Annotated in this window: 18 protein-coding genes and 1 other RNA gene; 11 read left to right on the forward strand and 8 right to left on the reverse strand. The window is 53.5% G+C overall.

From position 1 onward, the window contains the following. Window positions 1-4: 4 nt before the first annotated feature. The 3 genes from meaB to argP form a co-directional block, all read right to left on the reverse strand. Complete coding sequence (gene meaB, locus NNN64_RS09450; RefSeq protein WP_271441211.1) at window positions 5-1,000, reverse strand: methylmalonyl Co-A mutase-associated GTPase MeaB; 996 nt, start codon at window positions 998-1,000, stop codon at window positions 5-7. Further along, window positions 993-3,137 (reverse strand): methylmalonyl-CoA mutase, encoded by a 2,145-nt coding sequence (gene scpA / locus NNN64_RS09455; RefSeq protein ID WP_271441212.1) that lies wholly within the window; start codon window positions 3,135-3,137, stop codon window positions 993-995. Before scpA ends, meaB begins: the two co-directional genes overlap by 8 nt. 231 nt (window positions 3,138-3,368) lie before the next feature. Then, complete coding sequence (argP, locus tag NNN64_RS09460) at window positions 3,369-4,262, reverse strand: DNA-binding transcriptional regulator ArgP (protein ID WP_032940465.1); 894 nt, start codon at window positions 4,260-4,262, stop codon at window positions 3,369-3,371. Between the two features lie 170 nt (window positions 4,263-4,432). Between argP and rpiA the strand changes: the two genes are divergently transcribed. Together rpiA and serA are read left to right on the forward strand one after the other, a co-directional pair. Then, window positions 4,433-5,092: a ribose-5-phosphate isomerase RpiA gene (gene rpiA / locus NNN64_RS09465; protein ID WP_003026986.1), complete on the forward strand. Its 660-nt coding sequence runs from the start codon at window positions 4,433-4,435 to the stop codon at window positions 5,090-5,092. A gap of 270 nt (window positions 5,093-5,362) precedes the next feature. Continuing rightward, a complete protein-coding gene (gene serA / locus NNN64_RS09470) occupies window positions 5,363-6,595 on the forward strand; it encodes a phosphoglycerate dehydrogenase (RefSeq protein WP_137382644.1) in 1,233 nt (410 codons plus the stop codon). A gap of 380 nt (window positions 6,596-6,975) precedes the next feature. Here serA and NNN64_RS09475 read toward each other — a convergent pair whose 3' ends face one another. The 3 genes from NNN64_RS09475 to zapA all read right to left on the reverse strand — a co-directional run bounded on the left by NNN64_RS09475 (window position 6,976) and on the right by zapA (window position 8,146). Continuing rightward, on the reverse strand, window positions 6,976-7,572 hold the full coding sequence (locus NNN64_RS09475; RefSeq protein WP_271441213.1) for a 5-formyltetrahydrofolate cyclo-ligase: 597 nt from the start codon (window positions 7,570-7,572) through the stop codon (window positions 6,976-6,978). 19 nt (window positions 7,573-7,591) lie between these two features. After that, a non-coding RNA gene (ssrS, locus tag NNN64_RS09480) (6S RNA) lies at window positions 7,592-7,775 on the reverse strand. Between the two features lie 41 nt (window positions 7,776-7,816). Further along, window positions 7,817-8,146 (reverse strand): cell division protein ZapA, encoded by a 330-nt coding sequence (zapA, locus tag NNN64_RS09485; protein ID WP_006686880.1) that lies wholly within the window; start codon window positions 8,144-8,146, stop codon window positions 7,817-7,819. 166 nt (window positions 8,147-8,312) lie between these two features. Between zapA and NNN64_RS09490 the strand changes: the two genes are divergently transcribed. From NNN64_RS09490 to NNN64_RS09525, 8 genes are all read left to right on the forward strand, one after another. Beyond that, on the forward strand, window positions 8,313-8,891 hold the full coding sequence (locus NNN64_RS09490) for a YecA/YgfB family protein (protein ID WP_003026978.1): 579 nt from the start codon (window positions 8,313-8,315) through the stop codon (window positions 8,889-8,891). A 24-nt stretch (window positions 8,892-8,915) separates the two neighbouring features. Further along, complete coding sequence (gene pepP, locus NNN64_RS09495) at window positions 8,916-10,241, forward strand: Xaa-Pro aminopeptidase (RefSeq protein ID WP_271441214.1); 1,326 nt, start codon at window positions 8,916-8,918, stop codon at window positions 10,239-10,241. Further along, window positions 10,238-11,416 (forward strand): 2-octaprenyl-6-methoxyphenyl hydroxylase, encoded by a 1,179-nt coding sequence (ubiH, locus tag NNN64_RS09500; RefSeq protein WP_271441215.1) that lies wholly within the window; start codon window positions 10,238-10,240, stop codon window positions 11,414-11,416. Before pepP ends, ubiH begins: the two co-directional genes overlap by 4 nt. A 139-nt stretch (window positions 11,417-11,555) precedes the next feature. Beyond that, window positions 11,556-12,767 carry an FAD-dependent 2-octaprenylphenol hydroxylase gene (gene ubiI / locus NNN64_RS09505; RefSeq protein ID WP_271441216.1) on the forward strand — a complete coding sequence of 404 codons (1,212 nt, stop codon included), beginning with the start codon at window positions 11,556-11,558 and terminating at the stop codon, window positions 12,765-12,767. A gap of 443 nt (window positions 12,768-13,210) precedes the next feature. Continuing rightward, window positions 13,211-14,305 carry a glycine cleavage system aminomethyltransferase GcvT gene (gcvT, locus tag NNN64_RS09510; RefSeq protein ID WP_271441217.1) on the forward strand — a complete coding sequence of 365 codons (1,095 nt, stop codon included), beginning with the start codon at window positions 13,211-13,213 and terminating at the stop codon, window positions 14,303-14,305. 25 nt (window positions 14,306-14,330) lie between these two features. After that, window positions 14,331-14,720 (forward strand): glycine cleavage system protein GcvH, encoded by a 390-nt coding sequence (gene gcvH, locus NNN64_RS09515; protein ID WP_271441218.1) that lies wholly within the window; start codon window positions 14,331-14,333, stop codon window positions 14,718-14,720. Between the two features lie 131 nt (window positions 14,721-14,851). Continuing rightward, on the forward strand, window positions 14,852-17,725 hold the full coding sequence (gene gcvP / locus NNN64_RS09520; RefSeq protein ID WP_271441219.1) for an aminomethyl-transferring glycine dehydrogenase: 2,874 nt from the start codon (window positions 14,852-14,854) through the stop codon (window positions 17,723-17,725). 78 nt (window positions 17,726-17,803) lie between these two features. Beyond that, complete coding sequence (locus tag NNN64_RS09525) at window positions 17,804-18,547, forward strand: SDR family oxidoreductase (RefSeq protein WP_271441220.1); 744 nt, start codon at window positions 17,804-17,806, stop codon at window positions 18,545-18,547. A gap of 93 nt (window positions 18,548-18,640) precedes the next feature. On the opposite strand, the gene bglA is transcribed toward NNN64_RS09525, so the two are convergent. Both bglA and NNN64_RS09535 read right to left on the reverse strand, forming a co-directional pair. Further along, window positions 18,641-20,074 carry a 6-phospho-beta-glucosidase BglA gene (gene bglA, locus NNN64_RS09530; protein ID WP_271441221.1) on the reverse strand — a complete coding sequence of 478 codons (1,434 nt, stop codon included), beginning with the start codon at window positions 20,072-20,074 and terminating at the stop codon, window positions 18,641-18,643. A 120-nt stretch (window positions 20,075-20,194) separates the two neighbouring features. Then, the gene (locus tag NNN64_RS09535) at window positions 20,195-20,923 is read right to left on the reverse strand and encodes a MurR/RpiR family transcriptional regulator (protein WP_271441223.1); all 729 of its coding nucleotides are present in this window, start codon (window positions 20,921-20,923) and stop codon (window positions 20,195-20,197) included. A gap of 52 nt (window positions 20,924-20,975) precedes the next feature. Here NNN64_RS09535 and yqfB point away from each other — a divergent pair, with 52 nt between their 5' ends. After that, the gene (gene yqfB / locus NNN64_RS09540; RefSeq protein ID WP_271441222.1) at window positions 20,976-21,287 is read left to right on the forward strand and encodes a N(4)-acetylcytidine aminohydrolase; all 312 of its coding nucleotides are present in this window, start codon (window positions 20,976-20,978) and stop codon (window positions 21,285-21,287) included. Window positions 21,288-21,329: the final 42 nt, after the last annotated feature.

Raw genomic sequence — 21,329 nt, forward strand, 5'->3', positions numbered from 1 at the left:
CTCTTTATTCAAAGTAATGATGCTGGATAAATTCGCTGATGTGTCGCAGCCCGGTGCGCGGCGAAAGATCATTGTTTTTCACGGACTGTAGCGTTTGCTGGAAGTAGTGGTCGAAGTCCGCACAGGCAAACAGCAGATGCAGCGCTTCTTCTTCAGCTTGTTTCTGTATCCACTCAACTGCCTGTTGTTGACGCACTTTTTCCAGCCGACCGCTGGTGGTAAGACGCGTTTTGAAGTCGGTTATCGTCTGCCAGATTTCCTCGATGCCTCGCTTTTCGAGCGCACTACAGGTCAGAACCTGCGGCTGCCACTCGTCATACTTGCGGCGCAGAATGTGCAGGGCGGATTCGTACATATGGCGTGCGATGGCAACCTGGTTACGGTTATCACCGTCGTCCTTGTTGATGACGATCAGATCCGCCACCTCCATCAGGCCTTTTTTGATGCCCTGCAAATCGTCACCGCCACCGGCAATCTGCAACGAGATAAAACAATCAACCATCCGGGCCACTTCGGTTTCGGACTGCCCGACGCCGACGGTTTCCACAATCACCACGTCAAAGCCCGCCGCTTCGCACAGTAGCATTAACTCACGCGCGCGCTGACTGGCACCGCCTAAATGCCCGCCGGAAGGCACCGGGCGAATGAACGCGGATTCGGCGCGGGCAAGCTCGGTCATCCTGGTTTTATCGCCAAGAATGCTGCCGCCGCTAACCGGGCTGCTGGGATCGACTGCAATAACTGCCACCCGTAATCCGTGGCGGATGAGCAGCATACCGAACGCTTCCAGAAAGGTACTTTTGCCCGCGCCTGGCGTACCGGTAATCCCCAGACGCAGGGCATGACCGGTGAACGGCATAATGGCGTCCAGTAATTGCGTACTCAGGGACTGGTGGCGCGGGTGGCTACTTTCGACCAGCGTCATCGCCTGCGCGAGCGTGGCGCGCTCACCCAGGCGCAGGCGCCGGACGGTATCCTCAAGCGTGGCGGCGTTAATCATGATGTTGGCTAATGCGGGTTAACACATCGCGGACGCTATCGAGCATCGGCGTACCTGGGCCATAAATGGCAGCGACGCCACGCTCATGCAGGAAGGCGTAATCCTGCGGCGGGATAACCCCTCCCGCGACCACGCAAATATCTTCGCGCCCCCAGTTTTTGAGCGCGGTGACCAGTTCCGGGATTAGCGTTTTATGACCTGCTGCCAGTGATGATGCACCAATCACATGCACATCGTTTTCTACGGCCAGGCGGGCGATCTCTTCCGGTGTGGAGAACATCGGGCTGAGATCAACATCGAATCCGAGATCGGAGTAGGCGCTGGCGATCACCTTCGCGCCGCGATCGTGGCCGTCCTGGCCCATCTTGGCGATTAGAATGCGCGGGCGACGGCCATGCTCAGCCAGAAATTGCTCAGTTTGCGCAACGATAGCGTCAAACTCATCGGCGGATTTATCAGACTGGTGATAGCTTTGCGCAATCACGCCGGTAACGCACTGGCTGGGAACCAGATAGCGGTCAAAAGCAACCTCCAGCGCGTCGGAGATCTCACCGAGCGTGGCGCGAACACGGGCGGCGTTAATCGCCGCGGCCAACAGGTTTTCATTGTGCTGTGCGGCGTGGGTCAGCGCCGTTAGCGCGGCGTTGACGGCATCATTGTCACGCGTTGCGCGGATATGCTGCAACGAAGCAATCTGCTCGTTACGCACCTTCACGTTGTCGATCTCCAGCACCGACGTCTCGTCTTCTTTATCCAGCTTGTACTTGTTCACGCCAACGATGACGCGCTTGCCCTGGTCGATCAGCGATTGCTCACGTGCCGAGGCTTCTTCGATCATCCGTTTCGGCAACCCGGCTTCGATCGCTTTCGCCATGCCGCCGACTTCATCGATCTGTTTAATGATCGTGCGTGCCTGCTTAACGATGTGATCGGTGAGTGACTCGACATAATACGATCCGGCCAGCGGATCGACGGTGCGGCAGATCTCCGATTCTTCCTGAATGATGATCTGCGTATTGCGCGCAATGCGCGCGGAGAAATCAGTGGGCAGACCGAGCGCTTCATCAAAGGCGTTGGTATGCAAAGACTGCGTACCGCCGAGTGTAGCACCGAGTGCTTCGATGGTGGTGCGAATGACGTTGTTGTACGGGTCCTGCTCGGTCAGGCTCCAGCCGGATGTCTGACAGTGGGTTCGCAGAGCGAGAGATTTTGGGTTGGTCGCGCCAAAACTGCTGACCGCTTCGCTCCACAAATAACGCGCTGCGCGCAACATGGCGACATTCATGAACAGATCCATGCCGATGCCGAAGAAGAATGACAGGCGCGGGGCAAAGTCATCAATTTTCAATCCTGCAGAGAGTGCAGCTTTGATGTACTCAATACCGTCTGCCAGCGTAAAGGCCACCTGTTGCACGCAGTTCGCGCCGGCTTCGCCCATGTGGTAGCCGCTGATACTGATGGTATTAAAGCGTGGCATGTTGCCAGAACACCAGGCGATGATGTCGGCGATAATGCGCATTGAGGGTTTCGGTGGGTAAATGTAGGTGTTGCGACACAGGTATTCTTTCAGAATATCGTTCTGAATGGTCCCGGTGAGCTGTTCCGGCGTTACGCCTTGTTCTTCTGCAGCGACGATGTAAAACGCCAGTACCGGCAGCACTGCGCCGTTCATGGTCATTGATACCGACATCTTATCCAGCGGGATCTGGTCGAATAGTATCTTCATATCTTCGACGGTATCGATCGCTACGCCCGCTTTGCCGACGTCACCCGCCACGCGAGGGTTGTCAGAGTCATAGCCACGATGAGTGGCAAGATCAAACGCGACGGAGAGCCCCTTTTGTCCGGCAGCGAGGTTGCGGCGATAAAACGCATTCGACTCTTTAGCAGTTGAGAAACCGGCGTACTGGCGAATGGTCCACGGCTGCGCGGTATACATGGTGGCTCGCGGACCGCGCACGTAAGGCGGCAGGCCGGGGAGAGTACCTGTTACTTCCAGATTATCGAGATCGGCCTCGGTATACAGCGGCTTGATGGCAATCCCTTCCGCCGTTTGTCTTTCCAGAGATTCGACGGTTTTTTCCCGGCGACTGAGTTCTTTATTGGCGAGTGTTTGCCACTCCTGTACGTTTGCCATTTTTTGCTCCGTATTACGCAATAAGTTGAATCTTTACGAATACGGTGAGCTTTTTCCGTCAGCTTGTCGCCAGCAAAAAATAGCCAACAGGGCGTCGTTTTTTGCCGCATGGTGTGTTTGGTTTTGTGATGTATTTCAAAGACGTGGCATGAATAACATGAAAAAGCGGTAAGAGGGGGAGGCCGGATAAGGCGTTACGCCGCCATCCGGCACTCAGAGGCTATAAACAGTTTAATCCTGGCGCAGTACGTTGTGACCGTAAGCCAGCAGAGCGTCGGTGACGTTGCGCATCATGCGGCTTTCCGGCGCAAAGCGATGCCAGTAGAGCATCCGGCGCTGGAACAGGCCCGGCGTTAAGTCGATAAGCTCACCGCTTTCCAGCTCTTTTTCAATTTGCAGGTGAGGGATCATACAACAGGTCGTGCCCTGACGCGCCAGCTGAACGAAGGCTTCGGATGAGTTAACGATGTGGCATGGCACACTACCCGGCGGCAAATCGAAGTTCTGCTGCAGGAAGGCCTGGTGCATATCGTCGAGGTGGTCAAAAGCCACTGCTGGTGCTTTCAGCAGGGCGGAGCGGGTAACACCATTAGGGAAGTAGCGTTCGGCAAACGCTTTGGAGCCAACAAAAAGATAGTCGAGCGCACCGAGCTTATCCACCAGGCAGCTTGGCAGCGCCTGATGCTGAATACTCACCGCACCCACAACTTCACCCCGGCGCAGACGTTCCTGGGTCCGGGTTTCATCTTCAACCTGCAGGTTCAGACGAATCGGTGAATTGGCCAGTACCGGCGCCAGCGCCGGAAGTAACCAGGTTGCCAGGCTGTCGGCGTTCACTGCCAGCGAGAGCAGCAGTGGCGTGGATCCGGTTTGTTCATCACCCAGCCACTCATCTTCCAGCAGTTCAACCTGGCGCAACAGGGCCAGAAGTTTTTGTCCTTGTTCGGTAGGGCGCGGGGGGACGGTACGCACCAGCAGCGGTTGTCCGAACATATTCTCAAGCTGTTTTATGCGCTGTGAAACCGCGGATTGCGTGATGCACAGCTTTTGCGCTGCGCGCTCAAATCCTCGTTCACGAATAACCGCATCCAGTGCTTGTAGTGTTCTGTAGTCCGGACGTTTCATTGCTCTGACGCACTCCTGAAATTTTTGCTTGTTCTGCACTATGACACAATTTTAGGTTGGGTAAAGACGAAATCCGCCGCCAGCTTGCGGGTGTGGGAACATTTTTCTGCACAATGTTCTATAATGCGCGTGAATTTTCCCACCATATTCACACCACAGGCGAAACGATCATGACGCAGGATGAACTGAAAAAAGCAGTAGGATGGGCGGCACTTCAGTATGTACAGCCCGGCACCATTGTGGGCGTAGGTACCGGTTCAACAGCCGCACACTTTATTGATGCGCTGGGCACAATGAAAGGTCAGATTGAAGGCGCAGTGTCCAGCTCGGATGCCTCGACTGAAAAACTGAAAAGCCTCGGTATCCACGTATTCGATCTTAACGAAGTGGACAGCCTTGGCGTATACGTTGATGGCGCGGATGAAATCAACGGACATATGCAGATGATCAAAGGCGGCGGCGCAGCGCTGACGCGTGAAAAGATCATTGCTTCCGTGGCGAAGAAATTTATCTGCATCGCGGACGCGTCCAAAGAAGTCGATATTCTTGGCAACTTCCCGCTGCCGGTGGAAGTGATCCCAATGGCGCGTAGCGCAGTCGCACGTCAGCTGGTGAAGTTGGGCGGTCGTCCTGAATATCGTCAGGGTGTGGTCACTGACAATGGTAACGTTATCCTTGATGTGCACGGCCTGGAGATCCTTGACGCCGTGGCCATGGAAAACGCCATCAATGCGATTCCGGGCGTTGTAACCGTGGGTCTGTTCGCCAATCGTGGTGCCGATGTGGCGCTGATTGGCACACCGGACGGCGTGAAAACTATCGTAAAATGATCTGACGGGAGAGTCTTCTCCTGTTAAAAAAATTTTGGCAGGGCAAATTTGGTGACTTGTGTCACGTTTATAATATTGTCCTGCCGATCCCTCCAAAGAAAAAGTTATCGCCAGTATTTTCCTCTGACAATTCCCGCTGAATGACATTTCCTCAGCATGACGACGCAAACGTTCATATTGCCGCAATATTATTTTTTGATATGTTGAAGAGGAGGATGAAAATCCCACACACAACACATCAGTTTGAACAAAAAAAGACAGGGTCGGGAAATGGCAAAGGTATCACTGGAGAAAGATAAGATTAAATTTCTGCTGGTTGAAGGTGTGCACCAAAAAGCACTCGAAAACCTTCGTGCAGCAGGTTATACCAACATTGAGTTTCATAAAGGCGCTCTGGACACTGAACAGCTGAAAGAGTCCATCCGTGATGCCCACTTCATTGGCCTGCGATCCCGAACCCATCTGACTGAAGATGTGATTGACGCCGCAGAGAAACTGGTCGCGATTGGCTGCTTCTGCATTGGCACCAATCAGGTTGATCTGAGCGCGGCGGCAAAACGCGGGATCCCCGTGTTTAACGCGCCATTCTCTAACACACGTTCCGTTGCCGAACTGGTGATTGGCGAACTTCTGCTACTGCTACGCGGCGTGCCGGAAGCGAACGCCAAAGCGCACCGCGGCGTGTGGAATAAACTGGCTACCGGCTCTTTTGAAGCGCGTGGCAAAAAACTGGGGATTATCGGCTACGGCCACATTGGTACTCAGCTGGGCATTCTGGCGGAATCGCTGGGGATGCACGTTTATTTCTATGATATTGAAAATAAACTGCCGCTGGGCAACGCCACGCAGGTACAGCATCTTTCCGACCTACTGAATATGAGCGATGTAGTCAGCCTCCACGTGCCGGAAAACGCCTCCACCAAAAATCTGATGGGCGCGCATGAGATTGCGCTGATGAAACCAGGCGCACTGCTGATCAACGCTGCACGCGGTACGGTTGTCGATATCCCTGCGCTGTGTGATGCGCTGGCAACGAAACATCTGGCGGGAGCGGCAATCGATGTCTTCCCAACGGAGCCTGCATCTAACAGCGATCCGTTCACCTCGCCGCTGTGTGATTTTGATAACGTGATCCTGACGCCGCATATCGGTGGTTCCACGCTGGAAGCGCAGGAAAACATCGGCCTGGAAGTGGCGGGTAAACTGACGAAGTATTCCGACAATGGCTCTACGCTGTCTGCCGTTAACTTCCCGGAAGTTTCGCTGCCGCTGCACGGTGGTCGTCGTCTGATGCACATTCACGAAAACCGCCCAGGCGTACTGACCGCGCTAAACCAGATTTTTGCCGAGCAGGGCGTCAACATTGCCGCGCAGTATCTGCAGACGTCCGCGCAGGTAGGTTACGTGGTTATCGATATTGAAGCGGATGAAGATGTGGCGGAGAAAGCGCTGCTGGCGATGAAAGCCCTGCCGGGAACCATTCGCGCTCGTCTGCTGTACTGATTTCCTCTATATGGGCAGGCGATGACCTGCCCATCTTTCCTCTGATTTCCCTGCCTCAACATCTCTTCCTGTAACGCATACATTCTGTTTTCGAGCCTTGCCGCAATTGGCAACTAAAGGCAGTGCTGCGTGTTGTACAGCACTAAAAGAAATTTACGATAGGGGCTCAGCATCGCGCTGAAACGGGAAAGCCCCTACCGAAGCAGGGGCTCTAAAAAGGAAAGGGACGATGATGAGAGTCGTCATCATGCTGCTAATCCTGTTAATCATCGCTTGCCCAGCATATTAACAGAGAGTACGCAGGAGGGAGGTTCGCCTCCCTCACCCTTCACCGAGGAATTTAGGTCAAAAAAACGGCGCTGTCAATCGGCAAAAAACGGTTACCACGCCCAAATTTTGGATGGCGTCACCACCGCAGGCAGCGGGATATCCCACTCTTCGACAGGCAATTTTTCCACTCGCTGACAATCGTGCGCGTAGCCTACGGGTTGGATCTGATGCTGCTGCCAGTTTTGTAGCGTCCGATCGTAAAAACCGCCGCCCATGCCCAGTCTTTGCCCGTCTTCATCAAACGCGACTAGCGGCGTAATTAGCACATCCAGCTGCGACAGCGGCAATACGTCGCGTACATCAAGGCGTGGTTCCTGGATCTTTAAGCGATTGGTGACCAGCTCACTCTGAGGATGATAGTGCAGGAACAGTAAATTACCGGGGCTGAAGGGATGAAGAACCGGGAGATAGACGCGCTTGCCAGCCCGCCAGAGCTGTTCGATCAACGGTTGGGTATCGAGTTCGCCATCAAAAGAAAGAAACACCGCCACGGTATGAGCGAGTACAACAGGGGGAAAACTCAGCATTCTGGTCGCGGCTTGCTGGCCGAAATCTCTTTGTTGATCGGGCGTTAATGCACGGCGGCGTTGCCGAATGAGTTGACGTATTTCTTGCCGGGATAAAGGAAGTTCAGAAAGTAGTGTCATGGCTGTTGCCAGGTAGAAGGGAATCTCCGAGATGCCGCCGCAGGCTGTAACCCTTGAACCCTTGGTTCAAGGTGAATGCGTCGTCACAGTTTTAAGGCTTCTCGGACGGGCCGAGCATGCTCACCAACCGTGGAGCGCCACATTCTTGTGGTATGAAATATCGGCTCAGGGGACTGGCCCGCTTGCAAACATCTCAGAGAAATTTTGTCTTCACGGTCACTCTACCACAGTAAACCGAAAAGTGTTATTCAAAGTTTTGGCCCGTTTTTTCGGTTATGCGACCCTGATCAAGCAACGCTTGTTCGATGGTCTGTTGTAGCATCCGAATACGTTGTTCCATGCTCGCCGCGTAATCACGCGTCTTCGCTTTTTCCTGAGTTAATTCATAGCTGATGTTCAACGCGGCGATGAAAACCAGCTGCTCAGTATTTGTGACTCTAGTGCGAACTTTCAGATCTTGCAATCGCTGATTCAGATCGTCCGCAGCCTGATTCAACGCATCCCTTTGTTCAGGCGGGCAATTCACTCGCAGTGAACGGCCAAATATTTGGATATCGACGGGTTGTGCAGACATGCCACCTTCCTGCTGATTGACTGCGCTGCCTTCGTCTCCAGACCGTGGGTCCGCGAAGGGGCGACACTATAGCTACCCTGGTATCAAGATACAAGCCCTTTTCTGGTCCACCAGGGTCCAAAGTGGTAGCATATCATGAATATCCTCCCTTTGATGACGAATGCTTATGTCTATACAGAACGAAATGCCTGGTTACAACGAAGTTAGCCAGTTTTTGAACCAACAAGGGGCCGGATTGACCCCCGCTGAAATGCACGGTTTGATCAGCGGGATGATTTGCGGTGGCAACAACGACAGCTCATGGCAGCCGCTGTTGCACGACCTGACGAACGAAGGTCTGGCTTTCGGTCACGAGCTGGCTCAGGCTCTGCTGAAAATGCACTCTGCCACCAGCGATGCGCTGGAAGATGATGGCTTCCTTTTTCAGCTTTATCTGCCTGAAGGCGATGACGTTAGCGTGTTCGATCGCGCTGATGCGTTGGCTGGCTGGGTAAACCACTTTTTGCTGGGCCTCGGTGTGACACAACCGAAGCTCGACAAAGTGACCGGTGAAACCGGCGAAGCGATCGATGATCTGCGTAATATCGCCCAGTTGGGCTATGACGAAGACGAAGATCAGGAAGAGCTGGAAATGTCACTCGAAGAGATCATCGAATATGTGCGTGTTGCTGCATTGCTGTGCCATGACACATTCACGCGTCAGCAACCGACCGCACCGGAAGTCCGTAAACCGACTCTGCACTAAGAACGAAACGCAAAGGAGAGTGTGATGAGCGAGATATCTCAGCAAGAATTCCAGCGTCGTCGCCAGGCATTATTGGCGCAAATGCAGCCTGGCAGCGCCGCGCTAATTTTCGCGGCACCCGAAGCGACACGCAGCGCGGACAGTGAATACCCGTACCGCCAAAGCAGTGATTTCTGGTACTTCACCGGTTTTAACGAACCTGAAGCCGTGCTGGTGCTGATTAAAAGTGATGACACTCATAACCACAGCGTTTTGTTCAACCGGGTTCGCGACCTGACTGCAGAGATCTGGTTTGGCCGCCGTCTGGGCCAGGATGCAGCCCCGGCAAAACTGGGCGTTGACCGGGCGCTGGCCTTCAGCGAAATCAACCAACAGCTGCACCTGTTGCTCAATGGCCTGGACGCGGTGTATCACGCGCAGGGTGAATATGCCTGGGCCGACGAGATAGTCAGTACGGCGCTGGATAAGCTGCGTAAAGGTTCCCGGCAAAATCTGCATGCGCCTGCAGCAATTATCGACTGGCGTCCGATGGTGCATGAGATGCGCCTGTTTAAATCGGCAGAAGAGATTGCTGTTATGCGCCGGGCTGGGGAAATTACCGCCCTGGCGCATACCCGGGCGATGGAAAAATGCCGTCCGGGGATGTTTGAGTACCACCTGGAAGGGGAAATTCATCACGAATTCACCCGTCATGGTGCGCGTTACCCATCCTATAACACCATCGTTGGCAGCGGCGCAAACGGCTGTATCCTGCATTACACCGAAAACGAAAGTGAAATGCGTGATGGCGACCTGGTGCTGATTGATGCTGGATGTGAATACAAAGGCTACGCGGGCGATATCACGCGTACCTTCCCGGTTAACGGCAAATTTACACCAGCCCAGCGTGAGGTCTACGACATCGTACTGGAGTCGTTAGAAACCAGCCTGCGTCTGTATCGTCCAGGGACTTCCATTCAGGAGGTGACTGGCGAAGTGGTGCGCATCATGATTACCGGCCTGGTGAAGCTTGGTATCCTGCACGGTGAAGTCGATCAGTTGATTACCGAGAATGCGCACCGACCTTTCTTTATGCATGGTCTCAGCCACTGGCTGGGTCTGGATGTTCATGACGTCGGTGTTTATGGTCAGGACCGTTCGCGTGTCCTGGAGCCGGGAATGGTACTCACGGTTGAGCCAGGGTTGTATATCGCTCCGGATGCCGATGTCCCTCCTGCTTACCGCGGTATCGGCATTCGTATTGAAGATGACATCCTTATTACCGAAGACGGTAATGAAAATCTGACCGCCGGAGTGGTCAAGAAGGCGGATGACATTGAAGCCCTGATGGCTGCGGCGCGACTGCAATGAGCGTGATTATCGTCGGTGGCGGCATGGTCGGCGCGACGCTGGCGCTGGCCATTTCAGCGCTGAGCCATGGGACGCTGCCTGTTCATCTGATAGAAGCGAGCGAACCTGAAACCGATCGCCACCCGGGATTTGACGCCCGGGCAATTGCGCTGGCGGCAGGAACCAGCCAACAGCTGGCGCGAATTGGCGTGTGGCAGGCAATTGCTGATTGCGCAACGGCAATCAAAACGGTACACGTCAGTGACCGTGGGCATGCCGGATTCGTAACACTGGATGCACAGGAATACCATATTTCAGCGCTCGGTCAGGTGGTAGAACTGCACGATGTGGGGCTACGTCTGTTTGCGCTGCTGCGTAAAGCGCCGGGTGTCACATTGCACTGTCCCGCTCGTGTTGCCAGCGTGTCGCGCACGCAAGAACGTGTTGATGTTACACTGGAAAATGGCGAAATGATTACGGGGCATCTGCTGGTGGCTGCAGATGGCACGCGCTCTGCGTTGGCGACAGCCTGTGGGGTTGACTGGCAGCAACAGCCGTATGAACAACTGGCCGTCATTGCTAACGTCACGACTTCCGTTCCTCACGACGGACGTGCCTACGAGCGTTTCACGCCGCATGGTCCGCTGGCCATGCTGCCAATGGCGGAGGGGCGATGCTCGCTGGTGTGGTGCCATCCGCTGGAGAAGCGTGAAGAGATCATGTCCTGGTCAGATGAACAGTTTTGCCGCGAACTGCAACGCGCATTTGGCTGGCGGCTGGGGCGTATTACTCAGGCAGGTAAACGCAGCGCTTACCCGCTGTCTTTAACAACCGCGCTGAAAGCGATTACCCATCGTACGGTGCTGGTAGGTAATGCGGCGCAGACGCTGCATCCGATTGCCGGACAAGGTTTTAACCTTGGGCTTCGTGATGTCATGAGTCTTGCCGAAACGCTGACTCAGGCCCAGGATGATGCCGAAGATGTGGGCGATTATGCGGTGCTTTCGCGTTATCAACAGCGTCGTCAGCGCGATCGCGAGGCGACGATTGGTGTCACCAACAGTCTGGTGTATCTGTTCGCCAATCGCTGGGCTCCGCTGGTCGTTGGGCGTAACGCCGGACTGATGGCGATGGAATTATTCACACCCGCGCGCGATGCGTTGGCGGAGCGGACCCTCGGTTGGGTTGCGCGATAAATATGACCTGTAGGCCGAATTAAAGAAGTAGGCCTGATAAGCGCAGTGCCATCAGGCAATGTAGCGGAATGGATGACGGATGGCGGCTTTGCCTTATCCGGCCTACGGTTTTTGATTGTCCTATTTTCAGGAGCAAACAGTGCAAAGTGTTGATGTAGCAATTGTTGGTGGCGGCATGGTGGGACTGGCGGTTGCCTGCGGTCTACAGGGCAGCGGATTACGCGTTGCTGTGTTAGAACAACATGTTCCGCAGCCGTTGGCGGCGGATGCACCCCCTCAGCTTCGCGTGTCGGCAATTAACGCGGCCAGTGAAAAACTGCTGACGCGCCTTGGCGTATGGTCGGATATTGTTGCCCGTCGCGCTTGCTGCTACCACGGCATGGAAGTCTGGGATAAAGACAGCTTTGGACGCATTGAATTTGATGACCAGAGTATGGGTTACAGCCATTTGGGGCATATCGTTGAAAACTCGGTGATTCACTACGCACTGTGGCAAAAAGCACAGCGTTCAGCAGATATCTCGCTGATGGCACCGGCTGAGTTACAGCAGGTGGCCTGGGGAGAGAATGAGGCGTTCCTGACGCTGAAAGATGGCTCCATGCTGACCGCCCGTCTGGTGATTGGTGCTGACGGTGCAAACTCGTGGCTGCGCAACAAAGCGGATATTCCGCTGACGTTCTGGGATTACCGTCATCATGCGCTGGTGGCGACGATCCGCACGCAAGAAGCCCATGGCGCGGTTGCGCGTCAGGCGTTTCATGGCGAAGGTATCCTGGCGTTCCTGCCGCTTAGCGACCCACATTTGTGCTCTATTGTCTGGTCTCTCTCGCCGCAGGACGCTGAACGTATGCAGCAGGCAAGTGCAGATGATTTCAATCAGGCTCTGAATATCGCTTTCGATAATCGTCTGGGGTTATGCCAGCTTGAAAGCGAACGCCAGACGTTTCCGCTGACGGGACGCTATGCCCGCCAGTTTGCCGCCCATCGTATGGCCCTGGTAGGGGATGCGGCGCATACCATCCATCCGCTGGCAGGGCAGGGGGTGAACCTCGGTTTTATGGATGCAGCGGAGTTGATTGATGAACTTAAGCGCCTGCAACGTCAGGGGAAAGACATCGGCCAGTACCTCTATCTGCGCCGTTATGAGCGTAGCCGCAAGCACAGTGCTGCGCTGATGCTGGCTGGAATGCAGGGGTTCCGTGAACTGTTTGCCGGGGAAAATCCGGCGAAGAAATTACTGCGTGATATTGGTCTGAAACTGGCCGATACCCTCCCGGGCGTAAAACCACAACTCATCCGCCAGGCGATGGGGCTGAACGATCTTCCTGAGTGGCTACGCGAGTGTCCGTAAGGACAATCTTAAGAGTTTGAAACCCGTCACACTTTCCTCTCCCGGCGTACGCGCCGGGATGACTCTCTCATTTGAAATAATCTAATTCCACGCCTTTTTTCGCATTAGTTTTTTTAATATTACGTTTTTTTCATAACGCCATTTTTGACATTTTTTCCACATTTAATATGGATTGATGCGGCTCAGCTTCACTTATCTTCGCCTATTGTTCTGACATAATGGCATTTAACTGGTTTTTTATGCTGTCGGAGATCTGGCCATTTTTAGTCATAAGCTAATGTGATGGTTAATTTTGCCTTATGGTTTAGCGTCTGTTTCGGTGGTAAGTTCAGGACAAAGAGAACGTTTGCGTCGCAGCCCCTGGAGCGGCTGTGGTGCTGGGTTTCGTGGCGAAGATTTCACCACGAAAGAGTTGATAGCCCCGCTTATTCAACGAGGAAAAGATGGCTCAACAGACTCCTTTGTACGAACAACACACGCTATGTGGCGCGCGCATGGTTGATTTCCATGGCTGGATGATGCCACTGCATTACGGTTCTCAGCTCGATGAGCACCATGCTGTCCGCACCGATGCCGGTATGTTTGATGTGTCGCACATGACCATCGTCGACCTGCGCGGCAGCCGCACCCGGGAGTTCTTGCGCTATCTGCTGGCAAACGACGTCGCGAAGCTAACGAAGACAGGTAAAGCCCTTTACTCCGGTATGCTCAATGCTTCGGGCGGCGTGATAGATGACCTGATTGTCTACTACTTCACTGAAGATTTCTTCCGCCTCGTTGTAAACTCCGCCACCCGCGAAAAAGACCTCTCCTGGATTACCCAACACGCTGAACCTTACGCCATCGACATCACTGTTCGTGATGACCTGTCGCTGATCGCGGTGCAGGGACCAAACGCGCAGGCAAAAGCTGCCACGTTGTTTACTGACGAACAACGCCATGCTGTTGAAGGTATGAAACCGTTCTTCGGCGTTCAGGCGGGTGATTTGTTTATCGCGACCACGGGTTATACCGGTGAAGCGGGATATGAAATTGCCATGCCGAATGAAAAGGCTGCGGATTTCTGGCGTGCGCTGGTCGAAGCCGGTGTTCAGCCTTGCGGTCTGGGCGCGCGTGATACGCTGCGTTTAGAAGCCGGTATGAACCTGTATGGTCAGGAGATGGATGAGGGTATCTCCCCGCTGGCAGCCAATATGGGCTGGACTATCGCGTGGGAACCGACCGATCGCGACTTTATTGGTCGTGAAGCGCTGGAAATGCAGCGCGAAAAAGGCCACGAGCAACTGGTCGGCCTGGTCATGACGGAGAAAGGTGTGCTGCGCAATGAACTGCCAGTGCGTTTTACTGATGCGTCGGGCAACCAGCATGAAGGCATCATCACCAGCGGAACCTTCTCCCCAACGTTGGGCTACAGCATCGCGCTGGCACGCGTTCCGGCAGGTATCGGCGAAACGGCGATTGTGCAAATTCGTAACCGCGAAATGCCAGTTAAAGTCACTAAACCTATTTTTGTGCGTAACGGCAAAGCCGTCGCGTAATTCATCCTTTTTTGGAGATTGATTGATGAGCAACGTACCTGCAGAACTGAAATACAGCAAAGAACACGAATGGCTGCGCAAAGAAGCTGACGGTTCTTACACCGTTGGTATCACCGAACACGCTCAGGAGCTGCTGGGCGACATGGTTTTCGTTGATCTGCCTGACGTTGGCACGACCGTTAGCGCGGGTGATGACTGCGCCGTTGCGGAATCCGTAAAAGCGGCATCTGATATTTATGCGCCAGTCGGCGGTGAGATTGTTGCGGTTAATGATGCACTCAGCGACTCTCCGGAGCTGGTTAACAGCGAGCCGTATACCGGCGGCTGGATCTTCAAAATCAAAGCCAGCGATGAAAGTGAGATTGAATCACTGCTGGATGCGACCGCATATGAAGCTTTGTTAGAAGACGAGTAAATACGCTTTTGCCGGATGGCGCTGCGCTTATCCGGCCTACAAAGCATGCGTAGGCCCGGTAAGCGCTAGCGCCACCGGGCACGTAGACAGAGACAATCACGATTCACTGCACGTTTCAGGAACCATCGCCCATGACACAGACGTTAAGCCAGCTTGAAAACAGCGGCGCTTTCATTGAACGCCACATCGGACCGGACGCCGCGCAGCAGCAAGAGATGCTGAATGCGGTAGGCGCCGAGTCGTTAAACGCGCTGATCGGCCAGATTGTGCCGAAAGACATTCAGCTCGCAACCCCGCCGCAGGTAGGCGAGGCGGCGACCGAATACGCTGCGCTGGCAGAATTAAAAGCCATCGCCGGGCGTAACAAGCGCTTCACGTCCTACATTGGCATGGGCTACACCGCCGTGCAGTTGCCGCCGGTTATCCTGCGCAACATGCTGGAAAACCCGGGCTGGTACACCGCGTACACGCCGTATCAGCCAGAAGTTTCTCAGGGCCGTCTGGAAGCGCTGCTGAACTTCCAGCAGGTGACGCTGGACCTGACGGGGCTGGACATGGCATCCGCATCTCTGCTGGATGAAGCCACCGCTGCCGCTGAAGCTATGGCGATGGCAAAACGTATCAGTAAGCTGAAAAACGCCAACCGTTTCTTTGTCGCTGCTGATGTTCATCCGCAAACCCTGGATGTCGTGCGTACCCGTGCACAAACCTTCGGTTTTGACGTTATCGTCGATGATGCGGAAAAAGCACTGGATCACCAGGATGTGTTCGGCGTGCTGTTACAGCAGGTTGGTACTACCGGTGAAGTGCACGACTACAGCAAACTGATTGCTGAGTTGAAATCCCGTAAGGTCGTGGTCAGCGTTGCTGCCGATTTTATGGCGCTGGTTCTGCTGACCGCCCCGGGTAAACAGGGCGCAGACATTGTGTTCGGCTCTGCACAGCGTTTCGGCGTACCGATGGGATACGGTGGTCCGCACGCAGCGTTCTTTGCTGCTAAAGATGAATTCAAACGCTCTATGCCTGGCCGTATTATCGGCGTATCGAAAGATGCGGCGGGCAATACCGCACTGCGTATGGCGATGCAGACTCGTGAACAGCATATCCGTCGCGAGAAAGCGAACTCCAACATTTGTACCTCGCAGGTACTGCTGGCCAACATCGCCAGCTTGTATGCCGTTTATCATGGTCCGGTAGGCCTGAAACGCATCGCAAACCGCATCCACCGCCTGGCCGATATTCTGGCGGCAGGTCTGCAACAGAAAGGACTGAAGCTGCGGCATGCGCATTACTTCGACACCTTGTGTGTAGAAGTGGCTGATAAAGCGGCCGTACTGGCGCGTGCTGAAGCGGCTGAAATCAACTTGCGCAGCGATATTCATAACGCAGTAGGTATCACCCTCGATGAAACCACCACTCGCGAAAATGTTGTGCAATTGTTCAACGTCCTGCTGGGCGACAGCCACGGCCTGAACATCGACGCGCTGGATAAAGATGTAGCGCTCGACAGCCGTTCTATTCAGGACAGCATGCTGCGTGATGACGCAATCCTCAGCCATCCGGTATTTAATCGCTACCATAGCGAAACTGAAATGATGCGCTACATGCACTCGCTGGAGCGTAAAGATCTGGCGCTGAACCAGGCGATGATCCCGCTGGGCTCCTGCACCATGAAGCTTAATGCGGCAGCTGAGATGATTCCAATCACCTGGCCGGAATTTGCCGAACTGCACCCGTTCTGCCCGCCAGAACAGGCAGAAGGTTATCACCAGATGATCGGCCAGCTTTCCGAGTGGCTGGTAAAACTGACCGGTTATGACGCTGTCTGCATGCAGCCGAACTCCGGTGCACAGGGCGAATATGCTGGCCTGCTGGCAATTCGTCATTATCACGAAAGCCGTAATGAAGGTCATCGTGATATCTGCCTGATCCCGGCTTCTGCACATGGTACCAACCCGGCCTCTGCTCAAATGGCAGGTATGCAGGTCGTCGTTGTTGCGTGTGATAAGAACGGTAACATCGATCTTGGCGATCTGCGCGAAAAAGCGGCACAGGCGGGTGAAAACCTCTCTTGCATCATGGTCACCTATCCGTCTACGCACGGCGTATATGAAGAAACCATCCGTGAAGTATGTGAAATTGTGCATCAGTTTGGCGGTCAGGTTTACCTTGATGGCGCGAACATGAACGCCCAGGTTGGTATCACTTCGCCAGGCTTTATCGGCGCAGATGTATCGCACCTCAACCTGCATAAAACGTTCTGCATTCCGCACGGCGGCGGCGGCCCAGGTATGGGACCGATTGGCGTTAAATCGCATCTGGCACCGTTCGTGCCGGGCCACAGTGTGGTACAGATTGAAGGGATGCTCACCCGTCAGGGCGCAGTTTCTGCGGCCCCGTTCGGTAGTGCATCTATTCTGCCAATCAGTTGGATGTACATCCGCATGATGGGTGCTGAAGGCCTGAAGCAGGCAAGCCAGGTGGCTATTCTAAATGCCAACTACATTGCCAGCCGTCTGAAGGATGCATATCCGGTGCTGTATACCGGTCGTGATGGCCGTGTGGCGCATGAATGTATTCTCGACATTCGCCCACTGAAAGAAGAGACCGGCATCAGCGAACTGGATATTGCCAAGCGTCTGATCGACTATGGTTTCCACGCGCCAACCATGTCGTTCCCGGTAGCGGGTACGCTGATGGTGGAACCGACCGAATCTGAAAGCAAAGTAGAACTGGATCGCTTTATTAACGCGATGCTGGCTATCCGCGCTGAGATCGAGCGCGTGAAAGTCGGTGAGTGGCCGCTGGAAGATAACCCGCTGGTTAACTCTCCGCATACCCAGAATGAACTGGTGTCTGAGTGGACTCACGGTTATAGCCGCGAAATCGCTGTCTTCCCGGCGGGTGTCGCGAACAAATACTGGCCGACCGTGAAGCGTCTCGATGACGTTTACGGTGACCGTAACCTGTTCTGCTCCTGCGTACCGATGAGCGAATATCAGTAACTTTTTCGCGTAGTAAAGCCGTTTCCAGGCCGGGTAAGGCGAAGCCGCCTCCCGGCCTTTTCATATCTGGAGGAAAGCATGGGAATCGCACTGGTTACTGGCGGCAGTCGTGGTATTGGACGGGCAACAGCGTTGCAGTTGGCAGAAGAGGGCTACACGGTTGCGGTTAACTTTCATCATAATATTCGCGCAGCAACGGAGGTGGTCCATCGCATCATCGCTGCTGGAGGGCGCGCGTTTATTCTGCGTGCGGATATCAGTGATGAGAGTCAGGTGGTGGCGATGTTCGATGCTATTGACCGCGAAGGCGAACCATTGGCTGCACTGGTCAATAATGCTGGGATCTTGTTTGAGCAGAGCACGGTGGAGAACCTAACGGCTGAGCGAATCAATCGTGTCCTGGCAACCAATGTGACTGGCTATTTTCTGTGTTGTCGGGAAGCGGTAAAACGGATGTCGTTTAAGCACGGGGGGCAAGGCGGGGCGATTGTGAATGTTTCTTCAGCAGCATCAAGACTTGGCGCGCCTTTCGAATATGTTGATTATGCCGCATCGAAAGGCGCTGTGGATTCGTTAACGACCGGACTGGCGCTGGAAGTGGCGGCACAGGGGATTCGTGTAAACTGCGTACGACCGGGTCTTATCTACACTGAGATGCATGCGTCAGGTGGAGAGCCAGGAAGGGTTGAACGCGTGAAATCCATGTTGCCGATGCAGCGAGGCGGACAGCCGGAAGAGGTCGCGCAGGCGATAGTTTGGTTGTTGAGCGAAAAGGCCTCTTACGTGACGGGCAGTTTTCTGGAGCTGGCGGGCGGGAAGTAGGCATTTAATTGCCGGATGGCGCTGCGCTTATCCGGCCTACGGGAGCATAACCTGTAGGCCGGATAAGATGCTTACGCCGCCATCCGGCAAAAATCAACGTTTCTCGCCGTTGCTGGCAATCACTTCTTTGTACCAGTTAAAACTTCTCTTGCGCGAACGCGACATATCGCCGGTGCCATCGTCGTGTTTATTCACATAGATAAAGCCATATCGTTTGCTGTACTGGCCGGTGGTGAATGATACGCAGTCGATGCAGCCCCACGGTGTGTAGCCCATCAGATCCACGCCATCATACGTTACTGCTTTCATCATCTCTTCGACATGAGCACGCAGATAGTCGATACGATAGTCATCGTTGATGCTACCGTCTTCTTCTACTTTATCGTAGGCGCCAAAACCGTTTTCGACGATAAACAGCGGTTTCTGATAACGCTCGTACAGTTCGCATAATGCATAGCGCAGCCCAACTGGATCTACCTGCCAGCCCCAGTCGGAGGCCTTTACGTGTGGGTTTGGCACACTGCCTTCAAAACCCGAGATTGCATCGCCGCTACCACCATCTGCTTTTACTGCGTTAGTCATGTAATAGCTAAAGCCGAGATAATCGCAGGTCCCTTCACGCAGGATTTGCTCATCTCCGGCTTCCATTCGGATGTTGAATTCGCGGCGTTCCCACTCGTTCAGTACATATGATGGATAGTAGCCGCGCAGTTGAACGTCGGTGAAAACATAGCGCTCACGCATAGATTCCTGCGCGAACATGACATCCTCAGGCTTACAGGAGAACGGATACAGCGGTACCATCGCCAGCATGCAACCGACTTTCATTTCGGGGTTGATGCGGCGTGCGGCTTTCACTGCCAGAGCGCTGGCCACGAACTGGTGATGCAGCACCTGGTACATGGTTTCTTCCGGGTTTTCATGTTCGGTATACACTACACCGGAACAGCAATAACCAAATAGCGGTGCGCGCCAGTTGCGCTGGTTGTTGATCTCGTTAAAGGTCATCCAGTATTTGACCTTGTGCTTGTAGCGCTCAAAGACAACTTCAGTAAAACGAACAAAGAAATCGACGACTTTGCGATTGGTCCAGCTTCCGTACTGTTGAACCAGATGCAGCGGCATTTCGAAGTGGGAAAGTGTGATAACCGGCTCGATGTTGTATTTGAGCAATTCATCGAACATATCATCGTAGAACTTCAGACCTTCTTCGTTCGGTTGTGATTCGTCACCTTGCGGGAAGATACGAGTCCATGCGATAGAGGTACGGAAGCACTTGAAGCCCATTTCAGCAAACAGCTTGATGTCTTCTTTGTAATGACTGTAAAAATCGACAGCTTCATGGTTGGGATAGTACTTGCCGGGCACAATGTCTTGAGTGATCTCACGGGGAACACCATGTGCGCCACCGGTCAGTACGTCGCAAATGCTGGGACCTTTGCCACTTTTGTTCCAGCCGCCTTCAACCTGATGCGCCGCTACTGCGCCGCCCCATAAAAAATCTTTTGGTAAGGTAAGTTTTTTCATCTGCGCTCAGTCTCAAATTAATACAATCTGATTTTGAGTCTAACAAAGGAAAGATAAATGTCACGATATAACAAAATAGCGGAAATGTGATTTGTTACATCAAAAAAACATATTGTTTTTTTACGCTAATCTTTTCGCCAGCTTGCGGCCGAGTGATTCCAGAATATAAATAACAGGAATTTGCGTGGTAATATCATAGACCCCCGCAATGCGGGTTTGTGGTACGTGCCAGGAGAGGTTAAAGTCGGCGAGTTTCGCCAGTCGTGAGTGCTCATGGCAGGTAATCGACAGGACTTTACAGTTGTGTAGGCTGAACTGGCTGGCGAAACGCAGGATTTCCTCTGTTTCGCCAGAGACGGACAGGACAATCGCCAGCGCGTTTCTGGCCATATCATTGGTTACCGGAAAATAAGGATCGTCGATATGGTTACTGAATTTACCCACATTGGAGAAAAAACGTGCGCCATATTTTGCAAGCGCCCCTGATGTTCCCGCACCGACGAATATGATACGCTCGGAAGATAATATAATATCAACAGCCTGTTCGAGCAGTTTATCAAACTCGTCATTGTTTACGCCTTTAAAAAAGCTAATTATCTCGCTGGCGCCAAAATTAACCTGTTGCGGTTCATTCTGCTCTAAATATAATTTAAAGCGTACGCGAAATTCTGAGTAGCCCTCACACTTAAGCTTGCGGCAAAAGCGCAACACGGTAGTTGTGGATACGCCCACGGCATCGGCCAGTTCGCGAATGGTCATGTACATGACTTTGTCACGGTTTTTGATGACATAGTTATAGACCAGCATCTCAAGATTGTTGAGACTGGCGATGGCAGCGTGGGAGAACATACTCACAATGGCAAAACTCACTCATCAGACTTCATCTACAGGGAATAATAACATGCAGCCAAATGACATCACTTTTTTTCAACGCTTCCAGGATGACATTCTGGCCGGACGTAAGACCATCACCATTCGTGATGAGTCTGAATCACACTTCAAAGCCGGCGATATTCTGCGCGTTGGGCGCTTCGAGGATGATGGCTACTTCTGCACGATTGAAGTTGTCGGCACTTCAACCATTACACTGGATACGCTAACGGAAAAACATGCCCAGCAGGAAAACATGACGCTTAAAGAGCTTAAACAGGTGATTGCCGAGATTTACCCGGATCAAACGCAATTTTATGTGATTGATTTTAAATGCCTTTAACTTAACCGGTACAGTTGTTAGCTGAAATATAAAATATAATTA

This window comes from Citrobacter sp. Igbk 14, assembly GCF_028069825.1.
Lineage (GTDB): Bacteria > Pseudomonadota > Gammaproteobacteria > Enterobacterales > Enterobacteriaceae > Citrobacter.

Excerpts from the sequence above, each read along its gene's own strand:
- NNN64_RS09525 (WP_271441220.1), top strand. The coding sequence starts at position 17,804 with ATGGGAATCGCACTGGTTACTGGCGGCAGTCGTGGTATTGGACGGGCA.
- gcvP (WP_271441219.1), top strand. The coding sequence starts at position 14,852 with ATGACACAGACGTTAAGCCAGCTTGAAAACAGCGGCGCTTTCATTGAA.
- NNN64_RS09490 (WP_003026978.1), top strand. The coding sequence starts at position 8,313 with ATGTCTATACAGAACGAAATGCCTGGTTACAACGAAGTTAGCCAGTTT.
- NNN64_RS09535 (WP_271441223.1), bottom strand. The coding sequence starts at position 20,923 with ATGTTCTCCCACGCTGCCATCGCCAGTCTCAACAATCTTGAGATGCTG.
- bglA (WP_271441221.1), bottom strand. The coding sequence starts at position 20,074 with ATGAAAAAACTTACCTTACCAAAAGATTTTTTATGGGGCGGCGCAGTA.
- scpA (WP_271441212.1), bottom strand. The coding sequence starts at position 3,137 with ATGGCAAACGTACAGGAGTGGCAAACACTCGCCAATAAAGAACTCAGT.
- zapA (WP_006686880.1), bottom strand. The coding sequence starts at position 8,146 with ATGTCTGCACAACCCGTCGATATCCAAATATTTGGCCGTTCACTGCGA.
- argP (WP_032940465.1), bottom strand. The coding sequence starts at position 4,262 with ATGAAACGTCCGGACTACAGAACACTACAAGCACTGGATGCGGTTATT.
- pepP (WP_271441214.1), top strand. The coding sequence starts at position 8,916 with ATGAGCGAGATATCTCAGCAAGAATTCCAGCGTCGTCGCCAGGCATTA.
- gcvH (WP_271441218.1), top strand. The coding sequence starts at position 14,331 with ATGAGCAACGTACCTGCAGAACTGAAATACAGCAAAGAACACGAATGG.
- rpiA (WP_003026986.1), top strand. The coding sequence starts at position 4,433 with ATGACGCAGGATGAACTGAAAAAAGCAGTAGGATGGGCGGCACTTCAG.
- NNN64_RS09475 (WP_271441213.1), bottom strand. The coding sequence starts at position 7,572 with ATGACACTACTTTCTGAACTTCCTTTATCCCGGCAAGAAATACGTCAA.
- meaB (WP_271441211.1), bottom strand. The coding sequence starts at position 1,000 with ATGATTAACGCCGCCACGCTTGAGGATACCGTCCGGCGCCTGCGCCTG.
- yqfB (WP_271441222.1), top strand. The coding sequence starts at position 20,976 with ATGCAGCCAAATGACATCACTTTTTTTCAACGCTTCCAGGATGACATT.
- ubiH (WP_271441215.1), top strand. The coding sequence starts at position 10,238 with ATGAGCGTGATTATCGTCGGTGGCGGCATGGTCGGCGCGACGCTGGCG.
- gcvT (WP_271441217.1), top strand. The coding sequence starts at position 13,211 with ATGGCTCAACAGACTCCTTTGTACGAACAACACACGCTATGTGGCGCG.
- serA (WP_137382644.1), top strand. The coding sequence starts at position 5,363 with ATGGCAAAGGTATCACTGGAGAAAGATAAGATTAAATTTCTGCTGGTT.